The following is a 19618-nucleotide window of genomic DNA, read 5'->3' as shown; positions in this document are numbered from 1 at the left end:
AACTCACGCGGTCAGGCGGTCGTCACGCAGGTCGCGCAGGGCCTGTTCGATCTCCTCGCGGCTGTTCATCACGAATGGGCCGTACTGCACGATGGGTTCGTTCATAGGTGTGCCGGCGATCAGCAATACCCGCGCGCCCTCGGCGCTGCTCAGTTCGATGGCACCACTGTCGGAAAGACGCGCCAGGCGACTGCGGCTCACGACATGGCCATTGACCGCCAGTTCGCCTTCATACACGTAGAGCAGAACCCGCTGCCCCTCGGCCAGCCGTGGTGTCACGCGGCTGCCGGCCGGCAGGTGCAGGTCGAATAGCTGCGGCATGGTATGCGGACGCTGTACGGCACCATCGTGCTGCATCTCGCCGTCGTCAAAGCGGCCGGCGATAACCTTCACCGCCACGCCATCGGCCGTGGTCAGTTGCGGAATCTCGCTGGGTGCATAGTCGCGGTAGCCGGCATCGCCGAGCTTGTCCTTGGCCGGCAGGTTGAGCCACAGCTGGAAGCCGCGCATCACGCCTTGTTCCTGCTCGGGCATTTCACTGTGAATGATGCCGCGGGCTGCCGTCATCCACTGCACGCCGCCACTTTCCAGCAGGCCGACGTTGCCCAGGTGATCCTCATGGCGCATACGCCCTTCGAGCATGTAAGTGATGGTTTCGAAGCCGCGATGAGGATGGGGCGGGAAGCCGGCGATGTAGTCATCCGGGTTCTCCGAGCCGAATTCGTCGAGCATCAGAAACGGATCGAAGCGTTCGATACCAGCGCCGCCGAATACACGGGTCAGACGCACGCCTGCGCCGTCCGAAGTGGGCTGGCCGATATGCTGGGCGAGTACTTTACGGAACTGAGTCATGGGCACCTCCTCAGGTGGAATGTGCCCATGCTAGCCAGCTTTATTGAATGGATGTTTGCAAATTTTCCACGAAATCAATCGACTTAATCGATCACTCGGCGACCTGGATCTTGCGCGCCTCGCGATAGACGAAACGCACCTTCTCGTACTCGAACGGACTGTTGGTCTGGCCGTAGCGGAAGTTGGTGCTGTCGCGGATGTCCACGACGCGTAGGGCGGTGATCTCCGGGTGATCGCTGCTGACCTCGGCGACGTTCAGGTAATTGACCTGGCTTTCGGCGGCGAAGTCGAACACCTTGCCCCCGGTGTCACGCAGGTTGGAGGGGCCGAGAAACGGCAGTACCACGTAGGGGCCATCCGGCACGCCATACACGCCCAGGGTCTGGCCGAAATCCTCGCTGTGCTTGGGCAGGCCCATGCGGGTGGCCGGGTCCCACAGGCCGGCGATGCCGATGGTGGTGTTGATCAGCAGGCGTCCGGTCGTTTCCAGCGAACGTTGCCCCTTGAACTGCAGCAGGCTGTTGAGCAGGTTGGGGATGTCACCCAGGTTGCTGAAAAAGTTGTTCACGCCGCTGCGCACGAAGCCTGGCGTGACGTAGCGATAGCCGCGCACCACCGGCAGAAAGACCCATTCATCGAAGCGGTAGTTGAAGTGGTAGACCCGGCGATTCCACGATTCCCAGGGATCGTAGACCTGCAGCGCGTCGAGGGTGGAACGTTCGAATTCGCGCTGGTCCAGGTACGGGTTGAACTGCAACTGATCCAGCGGGCGGGTGAAACCGTCGTTCTCCGCTGCGGTGGTGTCGGCCTGAGCCAGGCCGGCGGCGAGGGACAGGGCGAGCGAAAGAATCCATTTTCTAGCCACGGAAGAACTCCAGCATGGCGTCGCTGTTGACGCGGTAATTGAGGTTGCCGCAGTGCCCGCCATGCGGGTACAGGGTCAGGCGCTCGCCAAAGGTGCGGCGCAGGAAACCGATATCACCAGGGCCGAGGATCAGGTCGTCGGCGTTGTGCATCACGGCGATCTTCGGGCTGGTTTTCAGGTAATCCTCCAGGCCGTACAGGCTGACCTGGTCGATCAGCTGCAACAGGCTGCCGCCGCTGTATTTCTTGCGCCAGTGGGGCACCAACTGCTCGACGATGTAGCAGTCGAAGTCGCATTGCAGGGCGCGCTTGAAAAACGGCGTGAGACTGGTGCCTTCGCTGATTGGATAGTTCGGCGGGGTGATCAGGCCGCGACGGTTGATCAGGTCCGCGGTGAAGGCCATGTCCGATACCGAAAAGCGGAAGGAGCTGCCGATCAGCATGGCCAGTTCTTCGTTGCTGAGCTTCTGCCCCGAGCGCTGGAAGTCGTAGAGCATCGCTTCGTTGAGGTCGACCTTGCCCTGCTCTTCGAAGTAGCGGGCCAGTTTGGCCAGGACCAGCTCGAAGTAGTTGGTGTGGTCATCGATGCCTTTCACTCGGGTTTGCACCAGGCGATCCAGGTTGTTGACCGAGGTGTACAGGTTGACCGGCGGATTGAGCAGCAGGACGCGCTTGAAGTTGAAATGGCGCTGCTGCTCGTCCAGCTTGCTGACGAAAGCAGCATGCAGGCCGCCGAGGCTATAGCCGGTCAGGTTGTAGTCGCTGACTTCGATGTCCGGATGCTGGGCACTGATGGCCATCATCACCCGGTACAGGTCTTCGGCATCGTCGCTGGAAATGCCTGGCGTGGCGGTACGCGAGGCGGCACTCATGAAGTCGTAACTGGTTGGCGACGACAACTGGATCACGTGGTAGCCGGCGCCGTAAAACAGCCGCTTGAGCTCGTCGGTCTTGCCGCTGGCGAAGCTGGCGCCAGTGCCGGCGATGATGAAAATCAGCGGCGCCTTGCCGTCCTGGCGAGCCAGGCGATAGCGCAGCTTGGTTACTGGCCAGAAGTTTTCAGGCAGCTCGAATTCGCGCTCGGGGCGCAGCTTGATGTCGTAGTCGGCCTGGTCGATGTCCTCGTCGCTGGGCACCTGTGGGCGCAGATCCGGGGGGGTAGTGGCGATGGTGGCTTCGAACGGGTTGCTCAGTGGGTAACCGTAGCTGCTGGCGTCGATGTCGACAGCCATTGCGGGGGCTGCGCAGCAGAGCAGACTGCTGAACAGCAAGGGGCGCAGAAGCGAGCGGGGCATGGCCGTTTCCCTGTGGCATGGGGGTAAGGGGAGTGAATACTGCTCGAGTGACAAGTGCAAGCGTGCAGGTAAAGCAGTTAGGGCTTTGACAGTTGAGCGCGAAATTTAGCGCGCGATCTTGTGCCTGTCGCTGGGCCGATTAAGCTGGGCGGCTTTCCACGCTGGAGTCCGTGAATGTCCCGCCATGTACCCGTTGTGCTGTTGTTCGTGCTGCTGTCGTCCTGGTTGGCAGCCAGCTACGGTGTGCGTTTCGCCTTGATGGAGGATACGCGCTGGGTAGGGCTGTGCCTGGAGGATGCGGCGCGCTGGGAGTGCCAGGCGCGAGCGGGGTTGGGGTATCTCATCCATTTCCGGCTGATTGCCTGGGCGGCATTGGTTGCTGCCGTGATCGCCTTCTTCATTCCAGGCTACTCGGGGCGAGCCCTGGCGGTGCTGGCCCTGTTGCTGGGTCTGCCGGCGCTGGTGCTGTACAGCGCCAGCCTGGCGGTTTTCGCACTGGTGCTGGCAGGCCTGCGCCTGGTGCGGGCGCAGGCCTGACCAGGTCGATTCAGCGAGGCGAGTGACGCAGGCCGCGCCACAGAGCAGCCGCCAGCAGCGTGCTGGTCAGCGCCCAGCCGATGGCCTGCAGGTTGTGCAGGCCTTCCTGGTACAGCTGGGGCGCGATGCCGGCAGCGATGATCAGGGTGAGCAGGGCGAGCTCGCGGCGCGGCGCCTGTACCGGACGACACAGGTAGACCAGTGCCGGTAGCAGCAGGGCCATGCTGGGGAAGCTGCGGTAGCGTGAGTCGAACACCAGGCCAAGCATCAGCACCGCGCCGGCGAAGCCGGCAGCAGCCAGCCACCAGCCGCCACGGGCTTCCAGCCAGGCGAAGGCGCGCTCGCGCCAGCCGGCGCGGGCCGACAGGGCCAACATGGTGTGGGCCAGTACCAGCAGGTTGAGGCCGAGCAGGGCGACGGCCCACAGCCATTCGCCCCAGTAGCGGCTGGTGATCAGCGCCAGTTCACTCCAGCCCAGTATGCAGGCGGCGCCGAGGGCGGCCGTCAATGGCAGCAGCCAGGCGGCGCGGTTCGACGCCGGGCGGCCGGCGATGCCCAGGGCGGCGAGCATCAGCAGGGCGCTGGCGCCCAGCCAGTTTGGCCAGTTCGGCAGGTTGGACACCGGGCCGGTGAGGATGCCCTTATCCTGGCGGTCGGCGTCGAACAGGCCCCAATAACCACCGACGGCACCCTCGCTGTCACGCTTCCAGGGCTGATCGAAGGCCTCGATCAGGTTGTACTTCCAGCCGTTGTCCTCGGCCAGTTTGATGAAACCGCGGATAAACAGTGCCTGATTGACCCGGCTCGGCAGCGCTGTCTCGCGCTGGCGACCCTCGCTGGGCCAGCCGGTTTCGCCGATCAGAATGTCCTTGGGGGCGTAGGCATTGCCAAAGGTGCGACGCACGTTGGCCACCTGATTTAGCGCGGCATCGATGCCGGTGGGATCGTCTTCCCAGTACGGCAGCAGGTGGATGGTGATGAAGTCCACCGCTGGCGCCACTTCCGGGTATTGCAGCCAGAACTCCCAGACATCGGCGTAGGTCACCGGTTGCGTGACCTCGGCCTTGACCCGCTCGATCAGCTTGACCAGTTGGCTGCCGGTGACCTCTTTGCGCAGCAGGGCCTCGTTGCCGACGATCACGGCATCGATCACGTCCGGGTTGGCCTTGGCGTTGGCAATCAGTGCTGCAATTTCCCGTTCGGTGTCCACCGGGTTGCTGCTGACCCAGGCGCCCGCCAGCAGCTTGAGACCATGCTTGCGTGCCAGTTCAGGCACCTCTTCCAGGCCGATCTGCGAATAGGTGCGCACGCACTCGAAGCGCTTGGCGAGCTGAACGAAGTCGATTTCTATTTGTTCACGACGAATCTGCAGCGGTTGGTCGAAAGGCGACTGATCCTTGCCGAACGGGGTGTAGGAGGCGCACTGCAGCTTGTGTGTCGCGCTGGCGACGTCGGCCAGTTCTTCGGGTTTGCCGACGCTGTACCAGACGGCGCCGAGTGCCAGAAGAGCCAGCAGCAGGGCAAATGAATAGGGCAGGACGGGCGAGCGCGGGCTGGAGGTCATGGTGGCTGCGGATACGTGGTGGCAAAGCCGCGCATCTTAACCAAGAGCGCCCGCCGGCGCACCGCTCAGGCGTGGTGGTGCAACCAGGCGTGTTTGGGGATCTTGTCGGCCTTGCCCGGTTTTTCGAAGCGCTGCCAGATCTTTTCGTGAAAGTAGAAACCGACCGAGTTGCACAGGGGTTCGACCGCCGCGACCAGGCCGCCCACGGCGATACTGCCGGTGAGGGCGTAGGCCACGCTGAAAGCGATGCAGAAGTGCATGAGGGTGAAGGTAAAGGTCTTGAGCATGATGCACCTCGACAATGCGAATGGTTATCTTTAGGTGCTCAAGTTAGTCCCGCCTTGAGCGGAGAAGAAATTGGCCTTGCCGATGGCTTCAATAGTTATTGAATATTGATTTGAATTAATCGATTTATTTTTGCTCTTGATGACGCTTCAGCGGCCCCTGTGCTTCAAGGTGGCAGCGCCTACTACTTTGGTCGTGAAATCCACTGTGATTCGACTAAGGTCGTCTGCCTCGGGCCTTCCAGCCCTTTCAGAGTGGCCTCACCGGCACCCTGCCGATGAGGACCACGACAAATGAATGACAGCATCTACAAGCGGATTGAAGAGAATCCGCGCTTCCAGGAATTGGTTGCCAAGCGCGACCGCTTCGCCTGGATACTCTCCGCCATCATGCTTGGCCTGTACCTGGCCTTTATCCTGCTGATCGCTTTCGAGCCGCACCTGCTCGGTACGCCGCTGAGTGCCGGCTCTTCGATGACCTGGGGTATCCCGCTGGGCGTTGGGCTGATTCTTTCGGCCTTCGTACTGACCGGCATCTACGTCAAGCGCGCCAATGGCGAGTTTGATCGCCTCAACCAGGCCGTGCTCGAAGAGGTGCAGCCATGACTTCGCGTATTTTCGGCGCCTGCGGCCTGCTGGCCGTGACGCCCACGCTGTGGGCGGCCGGTGCCATCGAGGGCGAAGTACAGCGCCAACCGCTGAACCTCTCGGCCATCATCATGTTCGTGGCCTTCGTCGCCTTCACCATGGGCATCACCTATTGGGCGTCCAAGCGCAGCAAGTCGACCTCCGACTTCTACACCGCAGGCGGCAGCATCACCGGTTTCCAGAACGGCCTGGCGATTGCCGGCGACTACATGTCGGCGGCGTCCTTTCTGGGGATTTCCGCGCTGGTGTTCGCTTCGGGTTATGACGGGCTGATCTACTCCATCGGCTTCCTAGTCGGCTGGCCGGTGATCCTGTTCCTGATTGCCGAGCGCCTGCGCAACCTGGGCAAGTACACATTCGCCGACGTGGCTTCGTACCGTCTCGGACAGAAGCAGATCCGTACCCTGTCGGCCAGCGGCTCGCTGGTGGTCGTGGCCTTCTACCTGATCGCGCAGATGGTCGGTGCCGGCAAGCTGATCGAGTTGCTGTTCGGCCTCAACTACCACGTCGCCGTCGTGCTGGTTGGCATACTGATGGTCTGCTACGTACTGTTCGGCGGCATGTTGGCGACTACCTGGGTGCAGATCATCAAGGCGGTCTTGCTGCTCTCCGGCGCCTCCTTCATGGCGCTGATGGTGATGAAGCACGTCAACTTCGACTTCGGTCAGTTGTTCTCCGAGGCCATTGCCGTGCACCCGAAAGGAGAGGCGATCATGAGCCCCGGTGGCCTGGTAAAAGACCCGATCTCGGCGATCTCCCTGGGCCTGGCGCTGATGTTCGGTACTGCCGGCCTGCCACATATACTGATGCGTTTCTTCACCGTGTCTGACGCCAAGGAAGCCCGCAAGAGCGTGTTCTATGCCACGGGGTTCATCGGCTACTTCTATATCCTGACCTTCATCATAGGTTTCGGCGCGATCCTGCTGGTGGGCACCAACCCGGACTTCCGTGATGCCGCCGGCGGCCTGATCGGTGGCAACAACATGGCGGCGGTGCACCTGGCCAACGCAGTGGGCGGCAGCCTGTTCCTCGGCTTCATCTCCGCCGTGGCCTTTGCCACCATCCTGGCGGTAGTTGCCGGTCTGACCCTGGCCGGTGCTTCGGCGGTGTCCCATGATCTGTACGCCAGCGTGATCAAGAAGGGCAAGGCCAACGAGAAGGATGAGTTGCGCGTATCGAAGATCACCACCGTGGCGCTCGGCGTGCTGGCCATCGGTCTGGGCATCCTGTTCGAGAAGCAGAACATCGCCTTCATGGTCGGCCTGGCCTTCTCCATCGCCGCCAGCTGCAACTTCCCGGTGCTGTTCCTCAGCATGTACTGGAAGAAGCTGACCACCCGCGGTGCCATGCTCGGCGGCTGGCTGGGCCTGGCGACTGCCGTGGCGCTGACCGTACTCGGCCCGACCGTGTGGGTGCAGATTCTCGGCAACGCCACGCCGGTGTATCCGTACGAGTACCCGGCGCTGTTCTCCATGCTGGTAGCGTTTGTCGGCATCTGGTTCTTCTCGGTCACCGACAAGTCCCAGGAAGCTGGCGAAGAGCGCGCGCGCTTCTTCCCGCAGTTTGTTCGTTCGCAAACCGGCTTGGGTGCCAGTGGCGCCGTCGCGCACTGACACAGTCCATTGCTCCGTGTGATTTGGGCAGCCCTGGGCTGCCCTTTTTTATGCTGCTTGTGCGGGGTAGCGGCTATGGTGACCAGGTTGTGGGCATGCTCGCCACGTCAGGCCGGCAGTCCCAGTCGCTCGTGAAAGCAAGAGCCCCGCAGTAGCGGGGCTCTTTGGGCACAGAGGCTGTTTTTATTCGTCCATCTGCGATTGCAGGTAGTTTTCCAGGCTGACTTTCTCGATCAGGCCGAGCTGGGTTTCCAGCCAGTCGATATGCTCTTCCTCGGCTTCGAGGATATCTTCCAGCAGTTCGCGGCTGCCGTAGTCGCCAACGCTTTCGCAGTAGGCGATGGCGGCTTTCAGGTCAACGATGGCGGATTGTTCCAGCTTGAGGTCGCTGGCCAGCATTTCCTTGGTGTTCTCGCCGATCATCAGCTTGCCCAGGTCCTGTAGGTTGGGCAGACCTTCGAGGAAGAGGATGCGCTTGATCAGTTTGTCGGCATGCTTCATCTCGTCGATGGATTCGTCGTATTCATGCTTGCCGAGCTTTTCCAGGCCCCAGTCCTCATACATACGGGCATGCAGGAAGTACTGGTTGATCGCCACCAATTCATTGCCGAGGATCTTGTTCAGGTGCTGGATGACTTTCTTGTCGCCTTTCATGATGAACCTCAAGTTGGTGGGGGCAGGTATCACGGAAGTTTGCGCCCGATACTGACCTTCGTCAAATGTAAGCTATTGAATTATATATAAAATTAAATATAAATAAGAATGTTTAGCTTGCGCATCTTGGCGCTAACTTATTGAAAATTTTCGGAAAAGATTCTGTCTTCGCGGTAAGCCGGAAGTAACGAGTAGATAAAAGGTAGGTGGAACACATGTTCTGGCGTTTGGCTGCAGATGCAGTGGTGTGGCTGCATCTGGCTTTTATCCTCTTTGTCCTGTTCGGTGCCTTGGCCGTGTTGTGCTGGTCGCGCCTGGCCTGGCTGCATGTGCCGGCAGTCACCTGGGGCGCTGCGGTGGAGTTGCTGCACCTGTATTGCCCGCTGACGCCTCTGGAAAATCGTTTGCGTGAGGCGGCGGGACAAGCCGGCTATACCGGTGGTTTTGTCGAGCACTACCTGATTCCCGTTATCTATCCGGCCGGACTCACGCCGCAGGTCCAGCTGTGGCTTGGTGCCGTGGTACTGCTGATCAATGTGCCGGTCTATCTGTGGCTGATCTGGCGCTGGAAGCGCAGATGACGGCGGCATGACAAGTGGCTTGGGCCACGACATTCATCGGCCTGATGCTGGGCTGCAGCGAGACCTGCCTTGGATACACTCGTTGCAACTTCACCACCGAACAAGGCAGAACAGAATGCAGAACCGCATGATGATCACTGGGGCAGGCTCCGGCCTGGGACGCGAAATCGCCCTGCGCTGGGCCCGCGATGGCTGGCGCCTGGCGCTGTGTGACGTCAATGAACCCGGTCTGGCGGAAACCTTAAAGCTGGTACGCGAGGCGGGTGGCGACGGTTTCACCATGCGCTGCGACGTGCGTGACTACAGCCAGCTGACGGCCGTGGCCCAGGCCTGCGAGGAGCGCTTCGGTGGTCTCGATGTACTGGTCAACAACGCCGGTGTGGCGGCGGGTGGCTTCTTCGCCGACCTCAGCCTGGAAGACTGGGACTGGCAGCTGTCGATCAACCTGATGGGCGTGATCAAGGGCTGCAAGGCTTTCCTGCCACTGCTGCGTGCCAGCCAGGGCAAGATCATCAACATCGCTTCCATGGCGGCCATCATGCAGGGCCCGGCGATGAGCAACTACAACGTGGCCAAGGCCGGCGTGCTGGCGTTGTCGGAAAGCCTGCTGATCGAGCTGAAGTCGGAGAATGTCGGCGTGCACGTGGTTTGCCCGTCGTTCTTCCAGACCAACCTGCTGGATTCGTTCCGTGGCCCCAACCCGAACGTCAAGCAGCAGGTCGGCAAACTGTTGGAGAACAGCCCGATCACTGCCGCCGACATCGCCGGCTATATCCACGATGAAGTGGCCAAGGGCGAGTTCCTGATCCTGCCGCACGAGCAGGGCCGCATGGCCTGGGAGATCAAGCGCAAGCACCCGCAGGCGATCTACGACGAAATGGCGGTGATGAGCGACAAGATGCGCGCCAAAGCGGCGCAGTAACTGTCGGCGGAAATAGAAAAGGGCAGCCGAGGCTGCCCTTTTTCGTTCTGCTGGCTGGATTAACCGGCCACCAGCACGCGGATCGCCTCCAGGCGCAGCGCCGCCTTGTCGAGGAAGGCCAGGCCGCTCTCGCGCTGCTTGCGCAGGGCCTCGATCTCGCTGTCGCGCACCGTCGGGTTGACCGCCTGCAGGGCAACCATGCGCGCCAGTTCCTCATCCAGGCTGGCCGTGAAGCGGTGGCGCGCGTCCTCGACCCGCTGGGTATGACGTGGAGCCATTTTCGCCTCGGCGGCACCGATTTGCTTGGCCAGTACGTCGCGCTGGGCCTGCACGAACTTGTTGGCGCTGGCGCGCGGCACGCTTTCCAGCTGGTCGTTGAGGGTGTCGAAGGCGACCTTGCTGGCCAGGTCGTTGCCGTTGCCGTCGAGCAGGCAGCGCAGCGCCACCGGCGGCAGGTAGCGCGCCAGTTGCAGGGCCTTGGGCGCCACCACTTCGCTGACGTAGAGCAGCTCCAGCAGTATGGTGCCTGGCTTGAGCGCCTTGTTCTTGATCAATGCCACCGAGGTGTTGCCCATCGAGCCGGCCAGCACCAGGTCCATGCCGCCCTGCACCATGGGGTGTTCCCAGGTGAGGAACTGCATGTCCTCGCGGGCCAGTGCCTGGTTGCGGTCGTAGGTGACGGTCACCGCCTCGTCGTCGCCCAGGGGGAAGCTGGCATCCAGCATCTTCTCGCTGGGACGCAGGATCAGGGCGTTTTCCGAGTGATCCTCGCTGTCGATGCCGAAGGCGTTGAACAGTTCTTCCATATAGATCGGCAGGGCGAACTGGTCGTCCTGCTCATGGATTTCCTCGACCAGGCGCTCACCCTCGCCGGCACCGCCGGAGTTGAGCTCCAGCAGGCGGTCGCGACCGCTGTGCAGCTCGCCTTCCAGACGCTCGCGCTCGGCCTTGGCCTCGGCCAGCAGCTGCAGCCAGGCGTCGTCGCCGTTGCTTTCCAGCAGGGCCAGCAGGCGTGGGCCGTATTGATGTTGCAGGGCGTTGCCGGTGGGGCAGGTGTTGAGGAAGGCGTTCAGCGCCTGGTGATACCATTGGAACAGGTGTTCCTGCGGGCTGTTCTCCAGATAGGGAACGTGCAGCTGGATGGTGTGCTTCTGACCGATCCGGTCGAGACGGCCGATGCGCTGCTCCAGCAGGTCCGGGTGGGCCGGCAGGTCGAACAGCACCAGGTGATGGCTGAACTGGAAGTTGCGACCTTCCGAGCCGATCTCGGAGCAGATCAGTACCTGGGCGCCAAACTCCTCGTCGGCGAAGTAGGCGGCGGCGCGGTCGCGTTCGAGGATGCTCATGCCCTCGTGGAATACCGTGGCCGGGATGCCGGAGCGCACGCGCAGGGCGTCGGACAGGTCCAGTGCGGTCTCGGCATGGGCGCAGATCACCAGCACCTTGAATTTCTTGAGCATCTTCAGCGTATCGATCAGCCACTCGACGCGCGGGTCGAACTTCCACCAGCGGTCTTCCTCGTCGCCGTCCTGCTGCGACTGGTAGCTGACTTCCGGGTACAGCTCGGCATGCTCGCCCAGCGGCAGCTCCATGTATTCCACCGGATTGGGCAGCGGATAGGGATGCAGCTGGCGCTCGGGGAAGCCTTGCACGGCGGCGCGGGTATTGCGCAGCAGCACGCGACCGGTGCCATGGCGATCCAGCAGTTCGCGAATCAGGCGCGCGCTGGCTTCGCTGTCGCCGTCTGCCACGGCGCCGAGCAGGGCTTCGCCTTCGGCACCCAGGAAGCGCGAGATGGTGGCGTGGCCCTGTTCCGATAGGCGGCCCTGATCCAGCAGCTCCTGCACGGCTTCGGCCACTGGCTTGTAGTTGGCACTCTCGGCACGGAAGGCGTCCAGGTCGTGGAAGCGGTTCGGGTCGAGCAGGCGCAGGCGGGCGAAGTGGCTTTCCAGGCCCAGCTGCTCTGGAGTAGCGGTGAGCAGCAGTACGCCGGGAATGACCTCGGCCAGCTGTTCGACCAGGCGGTATTCATCGCTGGCCTTTTCCGGGTGCCAGACCAGGTGGTGGGCTTCGTCGACCACCAGCAGGTCCCAGCCGGCGGCGAAGGCGGCGTCCTGGGCCTTCTCGCTGTCCTTCAGCCACTCCAGGGCGACCAGCGCCAGCTGGGTGTCCTCGAAGGGATTGTCGGCATCGCTCTCGGCGAAGCGTTCGGCGTCGAACAGCGCCACTTCCAGGTTGAAGCGGCGACGCATCTCCACCAGCCACTGGTGCTGCAGGTTTTCCGGCACCAGGATCAGCACGCGGCTGGCGCGCCCGGAAAGCAGCTGGCGGTGGATCACCAGGCCGGCCTCGATGGTCTTGCCCAGGCCCACTTCGTCGGCCAGCAGGACGCGCGGCGCCATGCGGTCGGCCACTTCGCGGGCGATGTGCAGTTGGTGGGCGATCGGCTGGGCGCGGGCGCCGCCCAGGCCCCACAGGCTCGACTGCAGCAGCCGGCTCTGGTGCTCCAGGGTGTGATAGCGCAGGGCGAACCAGCTCAGCGGGTCGATCTGTCCGGCGAACAGGCGGTCGCTGGCCAGGCGGAACTGGATGAAGTTGGACAGTTGGGTTTCCGGCAGGCTGACCGGGCGGTGCTCGGCATCGAAGCCGTGATACACCAGCAGACCGTCGATGTCCTCGACTTCCTGCACGGTGAGCTTCCAGCCTTCGAAATGGGTGATCTCGTCGCCCGGGGCGAAGCGTACGCGGGTCAGCGGAGCGTTACGCAGGGAGTACTGGCGGGTTTCGCCGGTGGCCGGATAGAGCACAGTGAGCAGACGGCCGTCAGAAGTGAGGATGGTGCCGAGCCCGAGTTCCGCCTCGCTGTCGCTGATCCAGCGTTGTCCCGGTTGATACTGCACAATGCCACTACTTGCCATGGAAAGCCCCAGCTGCGAAAAAAGCCGCGTATGTTAGCGGAACGCTGCGCCGAGAGCGACGTTTGCACTGAATCAATGCATGCGTCCCGAGTCGAAAGTGTAGCGAGTGCCGGCTTAAGTAGGAGGCCGTCCAGCCGACAGTTGGGTATCAGGGAGAAAATCAATGCTACCGCCTATTCCTCACAGCTTGGCCCCGGTGACCGCCCAGCAGGACGTGGTCAAGCCGCGCCCGGACATTCCTCCGGTGACACCGGCCAGCGAGAGTGCCAACGAGAGCGCGGTAGGACTGGATAAGCGCCATCCCCAGGAGGCCGAGGAATTGTTGCGCGAAGAGCAGCGTCGCCGGCAGCGCCGCGGCTATACCCCGGAGGAGCTGGCCGAGCTGGAGGGCGGCGCTGCCGAGGCAGAAAAACTGCTGGAAGAAATACCGCGCCAGGGACTGTGGGTGGATGTGGAAGTCTGAGCGGCACCGATTGCCATGAGCCTTTTCGATGATCAACCGCTGAACCTGGCGGATGCCGAGCTGAGCTACCGAGCGCAATGGTTGTCGGCCGCCTGCGCCGACGCCTGGTTCAATCAGCTGCGTGACGAGATCGCCTGGGAGCAGCCGCTGCTGCATATCCATGGCCGCGATGTGCGGGTACCGCGTCTGCTGGCCTGGTATGGCGACGCGCAAGCCCGCTATCGCTATTCCGGTCTGACCCATCACCCCTTGCCCTGGACGCCACTGCTGAGCGAGATCCGCCGGCAGGTGGAGCAGGCCGTCGGTCAGCGCCTCAATGGCGTGTTGCTCAATTATTACCGCGACGGCCAGGACTCGATGGGCTGGCACAGTGATGATGAGGTCGAACTGGGGCGCAATCCGCTGGTGGCCTCACTCAACCTCGGCGGCGCGCGGCGTTTCGATCTGCGCCGCAAGGGCGCGACCCGTATCGAGCACTCCATGACGCTGGAGCATGGATCACTACTGGTCATGGCCGGCGCTACGCAGCATCATTGGCAGCATCAAGTGGCCAAGACCCGCGCGCCGGTGGCGCCGCGCATCAATCTCACTTTTCGCCTGATCCGGAACTGAGCATGAGCGACGACAAACTGATCGATTTCGCCGCCGAGCGTGGCAAGCGCATCCACGACCTGCATGACAAGAAACTGGACGAGATGCGTCAGGCCTTCGAGCAGGCCATGCCGCTGGGTAAAAGCAAGAAGAAGTCCAAACCCAAGAAAAAGCGCTGACCTGCCTGCGGCGCCCTGTCGCGGCGCCGACCTCACCGGATATTGATCCGGATCAATTCCCGCCTCGGCACCTCCGATAGTCTGTAGCCATGCAAGACAAGGCTCATACAGGAGGCCGCCATGTTTCTCGACACAGTAGTCATCGCCGGTATCGGCACCGTAGTACTGATGCTCGCTTTCTTCGGCGGCGTTGGACTGTTCATCTGGAAAGACTCACACAAGAAGGCCGCCATCAAGGCCAAGTGAGTTTTTCCACACCCGTGCACGCAAGGCATTTTGGGCGACTTCGGTCGCCCATTTTTTTGCCTTGGCTTTAGGGGGCGGCCATCCAGATGGCTGTGGGCGGCCTCTGAAACCTGTCCGATGAGTTAGATTTTTCGGCTGAAATCTTGTGCGGTTCGTGGTGAGAGGGGTAGGGTGACTGCCCGTTGTGACCGCGGAGTCTTCGTGAAGCCCTTTTCTCCCGCTCTGTTGATGCTGGCGCTGGTGCTGGCTGCCATCAATCTGCGCCCTGGCATCACCTCCTTTGCGCCGCTGATCGAGCGCATCGCCAATGAACTGTCCCTCAGCCGCAGCCTGGTCAGCCTGACCACTGCCCTGCCGGTGCTGTGCATGGGGCTGCTCGCACCGCTGGCGCCGCGCCTGGCGCTGCGCTTCGGCCTGGAGCGGACCATTGCCGCCTGCCTGGCGCTGATTGCGCTGTCCCTGCTGGCCCGTCTGGGTGGGCATGTTTCCGTGGTGTTGATCGGCAGTGCCGTGCTGTTGGGCGCGGGTATTGCCATTGCCGGCCCGTTGTTGTCCGGCTTTATCAAACGTCATTTTCGCGAGCGGGTGGGCAAGGTGGTGGGCTGGTATTCCTTCAGCATGGCCATTGGTGGCGCCAGTGGCGCGGTGCTGACCGCGCCGCTAACCCACGGCGTGGGCGGTGACTGGAGCCTTGGCCTGGCCGCCTGGTGCGTACCGGCCCTGCTGGCGTTCGTGCTCTGGCTGCGGGTGCCGAGCCAGCCGGAGAGCGCCAATGCCGGGGAGCAGCAGGGCTTACCCTGGCGCGTGCCGCGTGCCTGGCTGGTCACCGGCTTCTTCGCCATCCAGGCTGGCTTTTTCTACACCCTGGCCACCTGGCTGGTGGCCCGTTACCACGAGGCCGGGCTTAGCGTGCTGCACAGCAATGCACTGTTCAGCCTGTTCATGCTGGTAGGCCTGCCCAGCGCCTGGCTGCTACCCTGGCTGGCGCAGCGCTTCGCTATCCGCCAACCCTTGCTGGTGGCGTGCAGCCTCAGCCTGACGCTGAGCCTGTGCATGATCACCTTCGTCCCCAGCTGGCTGCCCGAGGTATGGGCCGTGCTGATGGGCTTCGCCCTGAGTGGTTCGTTTGCCTTGTCCCTGGTCTTGCCGCTGTACGAGGTACAGTCGCCGCTGGCGGTCAGCCGCTGGACGGCAATGATGCTGTTTGCTGGCTACAGCCTGGGCTGCCTGGCGCCGATCCTGACGGGATTGGGGCGTGATCTTGCAGGTAACTACCAGGTACCTTTCATGGCGCTGACCGGCATGGGCGTGCTGATGAGCGTGCTGGCCTGGGCGCTGCGCCCGCCGAAACAGCCGACTTAGAACCTGTTCACGATCTCGCGAGCTAGAGATAAACGGCGGCGAAAACCGGCCGAGGGCGCGGAGTTTACGAGTGGTAAATGAGCAGCCCGAGGCTGTTTTCAACGCCGTTTAGCCGACGCGCAGCAGATCGTGAACAGGTTCTTAGGGACTGGTTCCTTTGCAGCGGGCTACCCCTGTGTTAGAAGGCAGCCTGCACTTTCTGGAGTACCCGCGTGGAGTCCGAATCCATCGTCTATGGCTGCATCCGCGACTGGCCGTCTGCCGACCGCGAGCAGTGCCTGTTGCGCCGTGCCAGCAACCAGCGCGTCCTGGCGCAGCTACCTCAGGGAGAGGCCTGGCCCTTTCTCGGGCGCGAGATGTTTTCCTTTTGCAATGGTGAGGGCGAGGGCCTGTACCAGACCCAGGTCATCCACTTCGGCGCCAGCTACCAGGCCATCGAATACGAGTGGAGCCTGTGGGTGAAGGCGTTCGAGACACTGCTCAAGCGCCTGTACTGGGCCAACGCGGTGGTGCACCTGGAAACCGAGCTGAACGGCATGCACACCTTCCGCTGGGAGTCCGAGAGCGGTTTTCACACCCCGCAGGAAAGCGATCTGCGGGTGCGTTGCGTGTGGGAGCGCGAGGGCAGCCTGCGTGGCTGAGTGGGGAGAGTAATGCTCAACTACCTGTGGTTCTTTCTCGCTGCGCTGTTCGAGATCGCCGGCTGCTATGCCTTCTGGATGTGGCTGCGTCTGGGCAAGAGTGCCTGGTGGATTGCGCCGGCTCTGCTCAGCCTGACCGTATTCGCCCTGCTGCTGACCCGCATCGAGGCGACCTATGCCGGGCGCGCCTATGCCGCCTACGGCGGGGTTTACATCGTGGCTTCGCTGCTCTGGCTGGGGCTGATAGAGCGTACCCGACCGCTGCTGTCGGACTGGTTGGGCGCGACGCTGTGCCTGGTCGGCGCCTCAATCATTCTGTTTGGCCCGCGCTTCACCAGTCACTAGTCCTCCAGCCACTCCCGCGGCACTTCCTCGCGTAGCGCCAGCTGGCATTGCTGGCTGTCCGGGTCGAAGACGATCACGGCCTGGCCTTTTTCCAGCGCCTGGCGCGCCCGCTCCACGCGGGTGGCCAGTGGCGTGTCGTCGCCGTTGTCGGTGCCTTCCCGGGTGACGAAGTCTTCCAGCAGGCGGGTCAGGGTTTCGGCTTCGAGCATCTGGTGGGGGATCAGCATGGTGGCTCCTGTTGGCGGCTGGGCATGCTAATCGGTTGCATGGGCTTCGGCGAGCAGGTAGTGGTCGAGCAGGGCGAACAGCTGCTGGCTATCCAGGGGTTTGCCGAGGAAATCGTTCATGCCGGCTTGCAGGCTCTGCTGTCGGTGTTCATCGAGGATATGTGCGGTCAGGGCGATGATCGGCACCGCCGGCAGCTGCTTGTTGTACTCCAGGCGACGGATCTGCCGGGTGGCCTCCAGACCGTCCAGTTCGGGCATCTCGTAATCCATCAGGATCAGCTGGATGGCGCTCGGGTTGCGCCGGTACTCGTCGACCACCGACTGGCCGTCGCCAACCAGGCGGACCTGGTAGCCGCGGCTCTTGAGCAGGCCCTGTACCACTTGCTGGTTTACCCGATTGTCCTCGGCCACCAGGATGCAGGGCACCTTGCCCGCCCGCTGAGGTGCCGGCTCCAGGCGGCACAGGGTTGCGCTGGGCTGCTCGCGATACAGCTTCAGCAGCGTTTCCCGCAGGGCTACCAGGGACAGCGGCAGCGGCAGGCCGAGCAGTTTGAGCTGATGGTGGTCCGGATGTGCCTGGCGTTCGCCTGCCGAGCTAAGCAGAAGCACGCGCTGGCCTTGTTGCAGGTAGGGCCTCAGGTTGTCCAGCCAGTGGCTGCCAATACCTGGCCAGGGCTCCATCAACACCAGCAGGGGGGGTGAAGTGAACTCTTCCAGATCGGCGCGCAGGCGTTCGGGGTCGCGGCAGCGCTGAGTGCGCATGCCCCAGCGTCTGAGTAGAGGGTCGAGGCAATCCAGGCCCTGGCTGTCCATGGAGCAGAGGAGGGCGGTACGGTTGGCGAGCAGCGTGGCCAACTCCTCGTCCCCAGGGTTCACCGGGTGTAGCGGAATGTCGAAAGCAAAGCGCGTGCCCTGACCCGAGGTGCTCTGCAGTTCGATGCCACCGCCCATCATTTCCACCAGCTCCTTGCAGATGGCCAGCCCCAGGCCGCTGCCGCCAAAGCGTCGGGTGGTGCTGGAGTCGCCTTGGGAGAAGGATTTGAACAGCTGACCGCGGGTGCTTTCGCTGATGCCGATGCCCGTGTCGGTGACCGCGAAGACCAGGTGGTATTGCCCCGTGCTGTTGCTGCGCCGGCTCACTGTCAGGGTGACGCTGCCCTGCTCGGTGAATTTCACGGCGTTGCCCAGCAGGTTCATCAGAACCTGCTTGAGGCGGGTCGGGTCGCCACTGATGCGCTGTGGTACGCCGCCTTCCAGGCTGATGTAGAGGCGCAGGCGCTTGTCTAAGGCCTGGGCGGTGAACAGCATCAGGGTGTCTGACAGCAGTTGCTCCAGGTCGAACTCGATGTTTTCCAGGCTCAGCTTGCCGGACTCGATGCGGGCGTAATCAAGGATGTCGTTGATCACCGCCATCAGGGTGTGCCCGGAGCTGTTGATGGTGTCCAGATAGACCCGTTGGTGGTTGTCCAGCGGTGTACTGCGCAGCAGTTGCAGCATGCCGAGTACACCATTGAGTGGCGTGCGGATCTCGTGGCTCATCTTGGCCAGGAAGCGGCTTTTGGCCTTGTTTTCCATCTCGGCGCGGGTGGCCGCTTCGCGCGAGTGAAAGCCTTCTTCCTTGAGTTGGTTGATGCGGTCGGCCAGGCCCAGGGACAGGGTCAGCAGCTCGATGGCCACGCCCACCTTGACCACCGCCGAACTGTAGACGCCGAAGACTTCCATACCCAGAGAGGCACTGGTGATCATGACGAAGGCGACCAGAAGAACACTCCAGGCCAACACGTAGTAGGAGCCGTGGCGCAGGCCCTGGCTCCAGGTGTAGATGCCGGCCAGCAGGAGGATGAGTGACACCACCAGTATCGCCAGGCTGGAGATGATGCTCCACGCCGCCATACCGATCAGCGGCGCCGACAGCAGACTGCCGAGGATGCCCAGCATCAACAGGCGCATGCCCAGGTCCAGGCGGGGGAAGTGCTGGGGCAGGTTGAGGAAGTGGCGACTGAACTGCACGGAGGTGAGGCCATGCAGGAACATGATGATGTAGATGCTCACGGCCTGCAGAGCGACCTGGTCGGGCAGCATCTTGAACAGCAGACCGTCGATGCTGAGCCCTAGCAGGCCAATGTTGACGATGTACACCAGGTACCAGAAGTAGGCGCGCTCGCGCAGGGCCATGAACAGGAACAGGTTGTACACGAACATGGCGAACAGCACGCCGTAATAGGCGCCGTTGAGGCCCATCAGGGTTTCCTGCTCGGCTGCACTGGCGGCGTAGGTGCTGAAAAACAGAGGGACAAATACGGTGCTGCTGGTCTGTACTCTCAACAGCAATGTGCTGTCGCCGGGCGGGACTTCGAGGGGGAACCAGAGGTGGCGCACCTTGACCGGGCGCTGGTCGAAGGCATAGTTATCGCCGCCTTGCTGATGTTGCAGCGGGCCTGCAGAGGGCAGCAGATAGATATCGAGGCGGTCGAGCAGGGCGTAGTTGGCTTCCAGGTAGCCGCCCAGGGCGTGTTGTCGACTGTTGCGCAGGGGCACCTTGATCCACCAGGTGGATGCATTCTTGCCCAGGTTGAGGTTGACGCTGGTGATGGCTCTGAAGGCGTTGTCGGGCAGACGCTGCACGTCGGCAACCTCCAGGTTGCCGTCGCGATCCTCGTAATAACCCAGATAGGGCGCCAGCGACAGGCGAATATCATCACTATCCAGCGGGGCCGGGGACATTCCCCACAGCGGCCCGCCCAAGCAGAGCAGCAGCATAGCCAGAAACAAACGAGGCATTGGCCGACCTTCAGGGCTTCTAATAATTATTGCCCGCACTATTACGCAGAT

The 19618-nt window shown here is 62.5% G+C and carries 21 protein-coding genes; 12 read left to right on the top strand and 9 right to left on the bottom strand.

Annotated features, from left to right (window positions below; all coding sequences use genetic code 11):
• Nucleotides 1–3 precede the first annotated feature (3 nt).
• The 3 genes from P7A97_RS14820 to P7A97_RS14810 all read right to left on the bottom strand — a co-directional run bounded on the left by P7A97_RS14820 (nt 4) and on the right by P7A97_RS14810 (nt 2948).
• Nucleotides 4–852 carry a pirin family protein gene (locus P7A97_RS14820; RefSeq protein ID WP_277690728.1) on the bottom strand — a complete coding sequence of 283 codons (849 nt, stop codon included), beginning with the start codon at nt 850–852 and terminating at the stop codon, nt 4–6.
• A 91-nt stretch (nt 853–943) separates the two neighbouring features.
• Nucleotides 944–1717, bottom strand: coding sequence for a VacJ family lipoprotein (locus tag P7A97_RS14815; RefSeq protein WP_277690727.1), 774 nt, complete (start codon nt 1715–1717; stop codon nt 944–946).
• A complete protein-coding gene (locus P7A97_RS14810; RefSeq protein ID WP_277690820.1) occupies nt 1710–2948 on the bottom strand; it encodes a serine/threonine protein kinase in 1239 nt (412 codons plus the stop codon). The genes P7A97_RS14815 and P7A97_RS14810 overlap by 8 nt, the downstream gene beginning before the upstream one ends.
• A gap of 237 nt (nt 2949–3185) precedes the next feature.
• Here P7A97_RS14810 and P7A97_RS14805 point away from each other — a divergent pair, with 237 nt between their 5' ends.
• Nucleotides 3186–3548 carry a hypothetical protein gene (locus tag P7A97_RS14805; RefSeq protein WP_277690726.1) on the top strand — a complete coding sequence of 121 codons (363 nt, stop codon included), beginning with the start codon at nt 3186–3188 and terminating at the stop codon, nt 3546–3548.
• A 10-nt stretch (nt 3549–3558) separates the two neighbouring features.
• Here the strand turns inward: P7A97_RS14805 and P7A97_RS14800 are convergent, their stop codons facing one another.
• Both P7A97_RS14800 and P7A97_RS14795 read right to left on the bottom strand, forming a co-directional pair.
• A complete protein-coding gene (locus P7A97_RS14800; protein WP_277690725.1) occupies nt 3559–5112 on the bottom strand; it encodes a beta (1-6) glucans synthase in 1554 nt (517 codons plus the stop codon).
• Between the two features lie 65 nt (nt 5113–5177).
• Entirely contained in the window at nt 5178–5399 is a 222-nt protein-coding gene (locus P7A97_RS14795; RefSeq protein WP_277690723.1) for a DUF2061 domain-containing protein, read from the bottom strand.
• Nucleotides 5400–5690: 291 nt separating this feature from the next.
• Between P7A97_RS14795 and P7A97_RS14790 the strand changes: the two genes are divergently transcribed.
• A complete protein-coding gene (locus P7A97_RS14790) occupies nt 5691–6002 on the top strand; it encodes a DUF485 domain-containing protein (RefSeq protein WP_277690721.1) in 312 nt (103 codons plus the stop codon).
• On the top strand, nt 5999–7657 hold the full coding sequence (locus tag P7A97_RS14785; protein ID WP_277690720.1) for a cation acetate symporter: 1659 nt from the start codon (nt 5999–6001) through the stop codon (nt 7655–7657). The genes P7A97_RS14790 and P7A97_RS14785 overlap by 4 nt, the downstream gene beginning before the upstream one ends.
• A gap of 183 nt (nt 7658–7840) precedes the next feature.
• Here the strand turns inward: P7A97_RS14785 and bfr are convergent, their stop codons facing one another.
• Nucleotides 7841–8311, bottom strand: coding sequence for a bacterioferritin (bfr, locus tag P7A97_RS14780; RefSeq protein WP_277690718.1), 471 nt, complete (start codon nt 8309–8311; stop codon nt 7841–7843).
• Nucleotides 8312–8526: 215 nt separating this feature from the next.
• On the opposite strand from bfr, the gene P7A97_RS14775 reads away from it, so the two are divergent.
• Complete coding sequence (locus P7A97_RS14775) at nt 8527–8892, top strand: DUF2784 domain-containing protein (RefSeq protein WP_277690717.1); 366 nt, start codon at nt 8527–8529, stop codon at nt 8890–8892.
• A gap of 115 nt (nt 8893–9007) precedes the next feature.
• A complete protein-coding gene (locus P7A97_RS14770; RefSeq protein WP_277690716.1) occupies nt 9008–9814 on the top strand; it encodes an SDR family oxidoreductase in 807 nt (268 codons plus the stop codon).
• Nucleotides 9815–9873: 59 nt separating this feature from the next.
• Here P7A97_RS14770 and rapA read toward each other — a convergent pair whose 3' ends face one another.
• Nucleotides 9874–12732, bottom strand: a complete 2859-nt coding sequence (rapA, locus tag P7A97_RS14765) for an RNA polymerase-associated protein RapA (protein ID WP_277690715.1) — start codon at nt 12730–12732, stop codon at nt 9874–9876.
• Nucleotides 12733–12895: 163 nt separating this feature from the next.
• Between rapA and P7A97_RS14760 the strand changes: the two genes are divergently transcribed.
• From P7A97_RS14760 to P7A97_RS14730, 7 genes are all read left to right on the top strand, one after another.
• A complete protein-coding gene (locus tag P7A97_RS14760; protein WP_277690714.1) occupies nt 12896–13195 on the top strand; it encodes an aspartate-semialdehyde dehydrogenase in 300 nt (99 codons plus the stop codon).
• A gap of 15 nt (nt 13196–13210) precedes the next feature.
• A complete protein-coding gene (locus P7A97_RS14755; RefSeq protein ID WP_277690713.1) occupies nt 13211–13807 on the top strand; it encodes an alpha-ketoglutarate-dependent dioxygenase AlkB in 597 nt (198 codons plus the stop codon).
• A 2-nt stretch (nt 13808–13809) separates the two neighbouring features.
• Nucleotides 13810–13965 carry a hypothetical protein gene (locus P7A97_RS14750; RefSeq protein ID WP_277690712.1) on the top strand — a complete coding sequence of 52 codons (156 nt, stop codon included), beginning with the start codon at nt 13810–13812 and terminating at the stop codon, nt 13963–13965.
• A gap of 120 nt (nt 13966–14085) precedes the next feature.
• The gene (ccoM, locus tag P7A97_RS14745) at nt 14086–14211 is read left to right on the top strand and encodes a cytochrome c oxidase subunit CcoM (RefSeq protein WP_277690710.1); all 126 of its coding nucleotides are present in this window, start codon (nt 14086–14088) and stop codon (nt 14209–14211) included.
• Nucleotides 14212–14412: 201 nt separating this feature from the next.
• Entirely contained in the window at nt 14413–15573 is a 1161-nt protein-coding gene (locus P7A97_RS14740) for an MFS transporter (protein WP_277690708.1), read from the top strand.
• A 212-nt stretch (nt 15574–15785) separates the two neighbouring features.
• Nucleotides 15786–16214 (top strand): hypothetical protein, encoded by a 429-nt coding sequence (locus tag P7A97_RS14735; protein ID WP_277690706.1) that lies wholly within the window; start codon nt 15786–15788, stop codon nt 16212–16214.
• Nucleotides 16215–16226: 12 nt separating this feature from the next.
• Complete coding sequence (locus P7A97_RS14730; RefSeq protein WP_277690704.1) at nt 16227–16559, top strand: YnfA family protein; 333 nt, start codon at nt 16227–16229, stop codon at nt 16557–16559.
• Here P7A97_RS14730 and P7A97_RS14725 read toward each other — a convergent pair.
• Together P7A97_RS14725 and P7A97_RS14720 are read right to left on the bottom strand one after the other, a co-directional pair.
• Entirely contained in the window at nt 16556–16786 is a 231-nt protein-coding gene (locus tag P7A97_RS14725) for a YheU family protein (RefSeq protein ID WP_277690703.1), read from the bottom strand. The two genes, P7A97_RS14730 and P7A97_RS14725, sit on opposite strands and share 4 nt — an antisense overlap.
• 27 nt (nt 16787–16813) lie before the next feature.
• Nucleotides 16814–19567, bottom strand: a complete 2754-nt coding sequence (locus P7A97_RS14720) for a hybrid sensor histidine kinase/response regulator (protein ID WP_277690702.1) — start codon at nt 19565–19567, stop codon at nt 16814–16816.
• Between the last annotated feature and the right edge of the window lie 51 nt (nt 19568–19618).

It is taken from the genome of Pseudomonas sp. GOM6 (genome assembly GCF_029537485.1).
Lineage (GTDB): Bacteria > Pseudomonadota > Gammaproteobacteria > Pseudomonadales > Pseudomonadaceae > Aquipseudomonas.
This window is presented reverse-complemented; position numbering and strand designations above follow the sequence as displayed.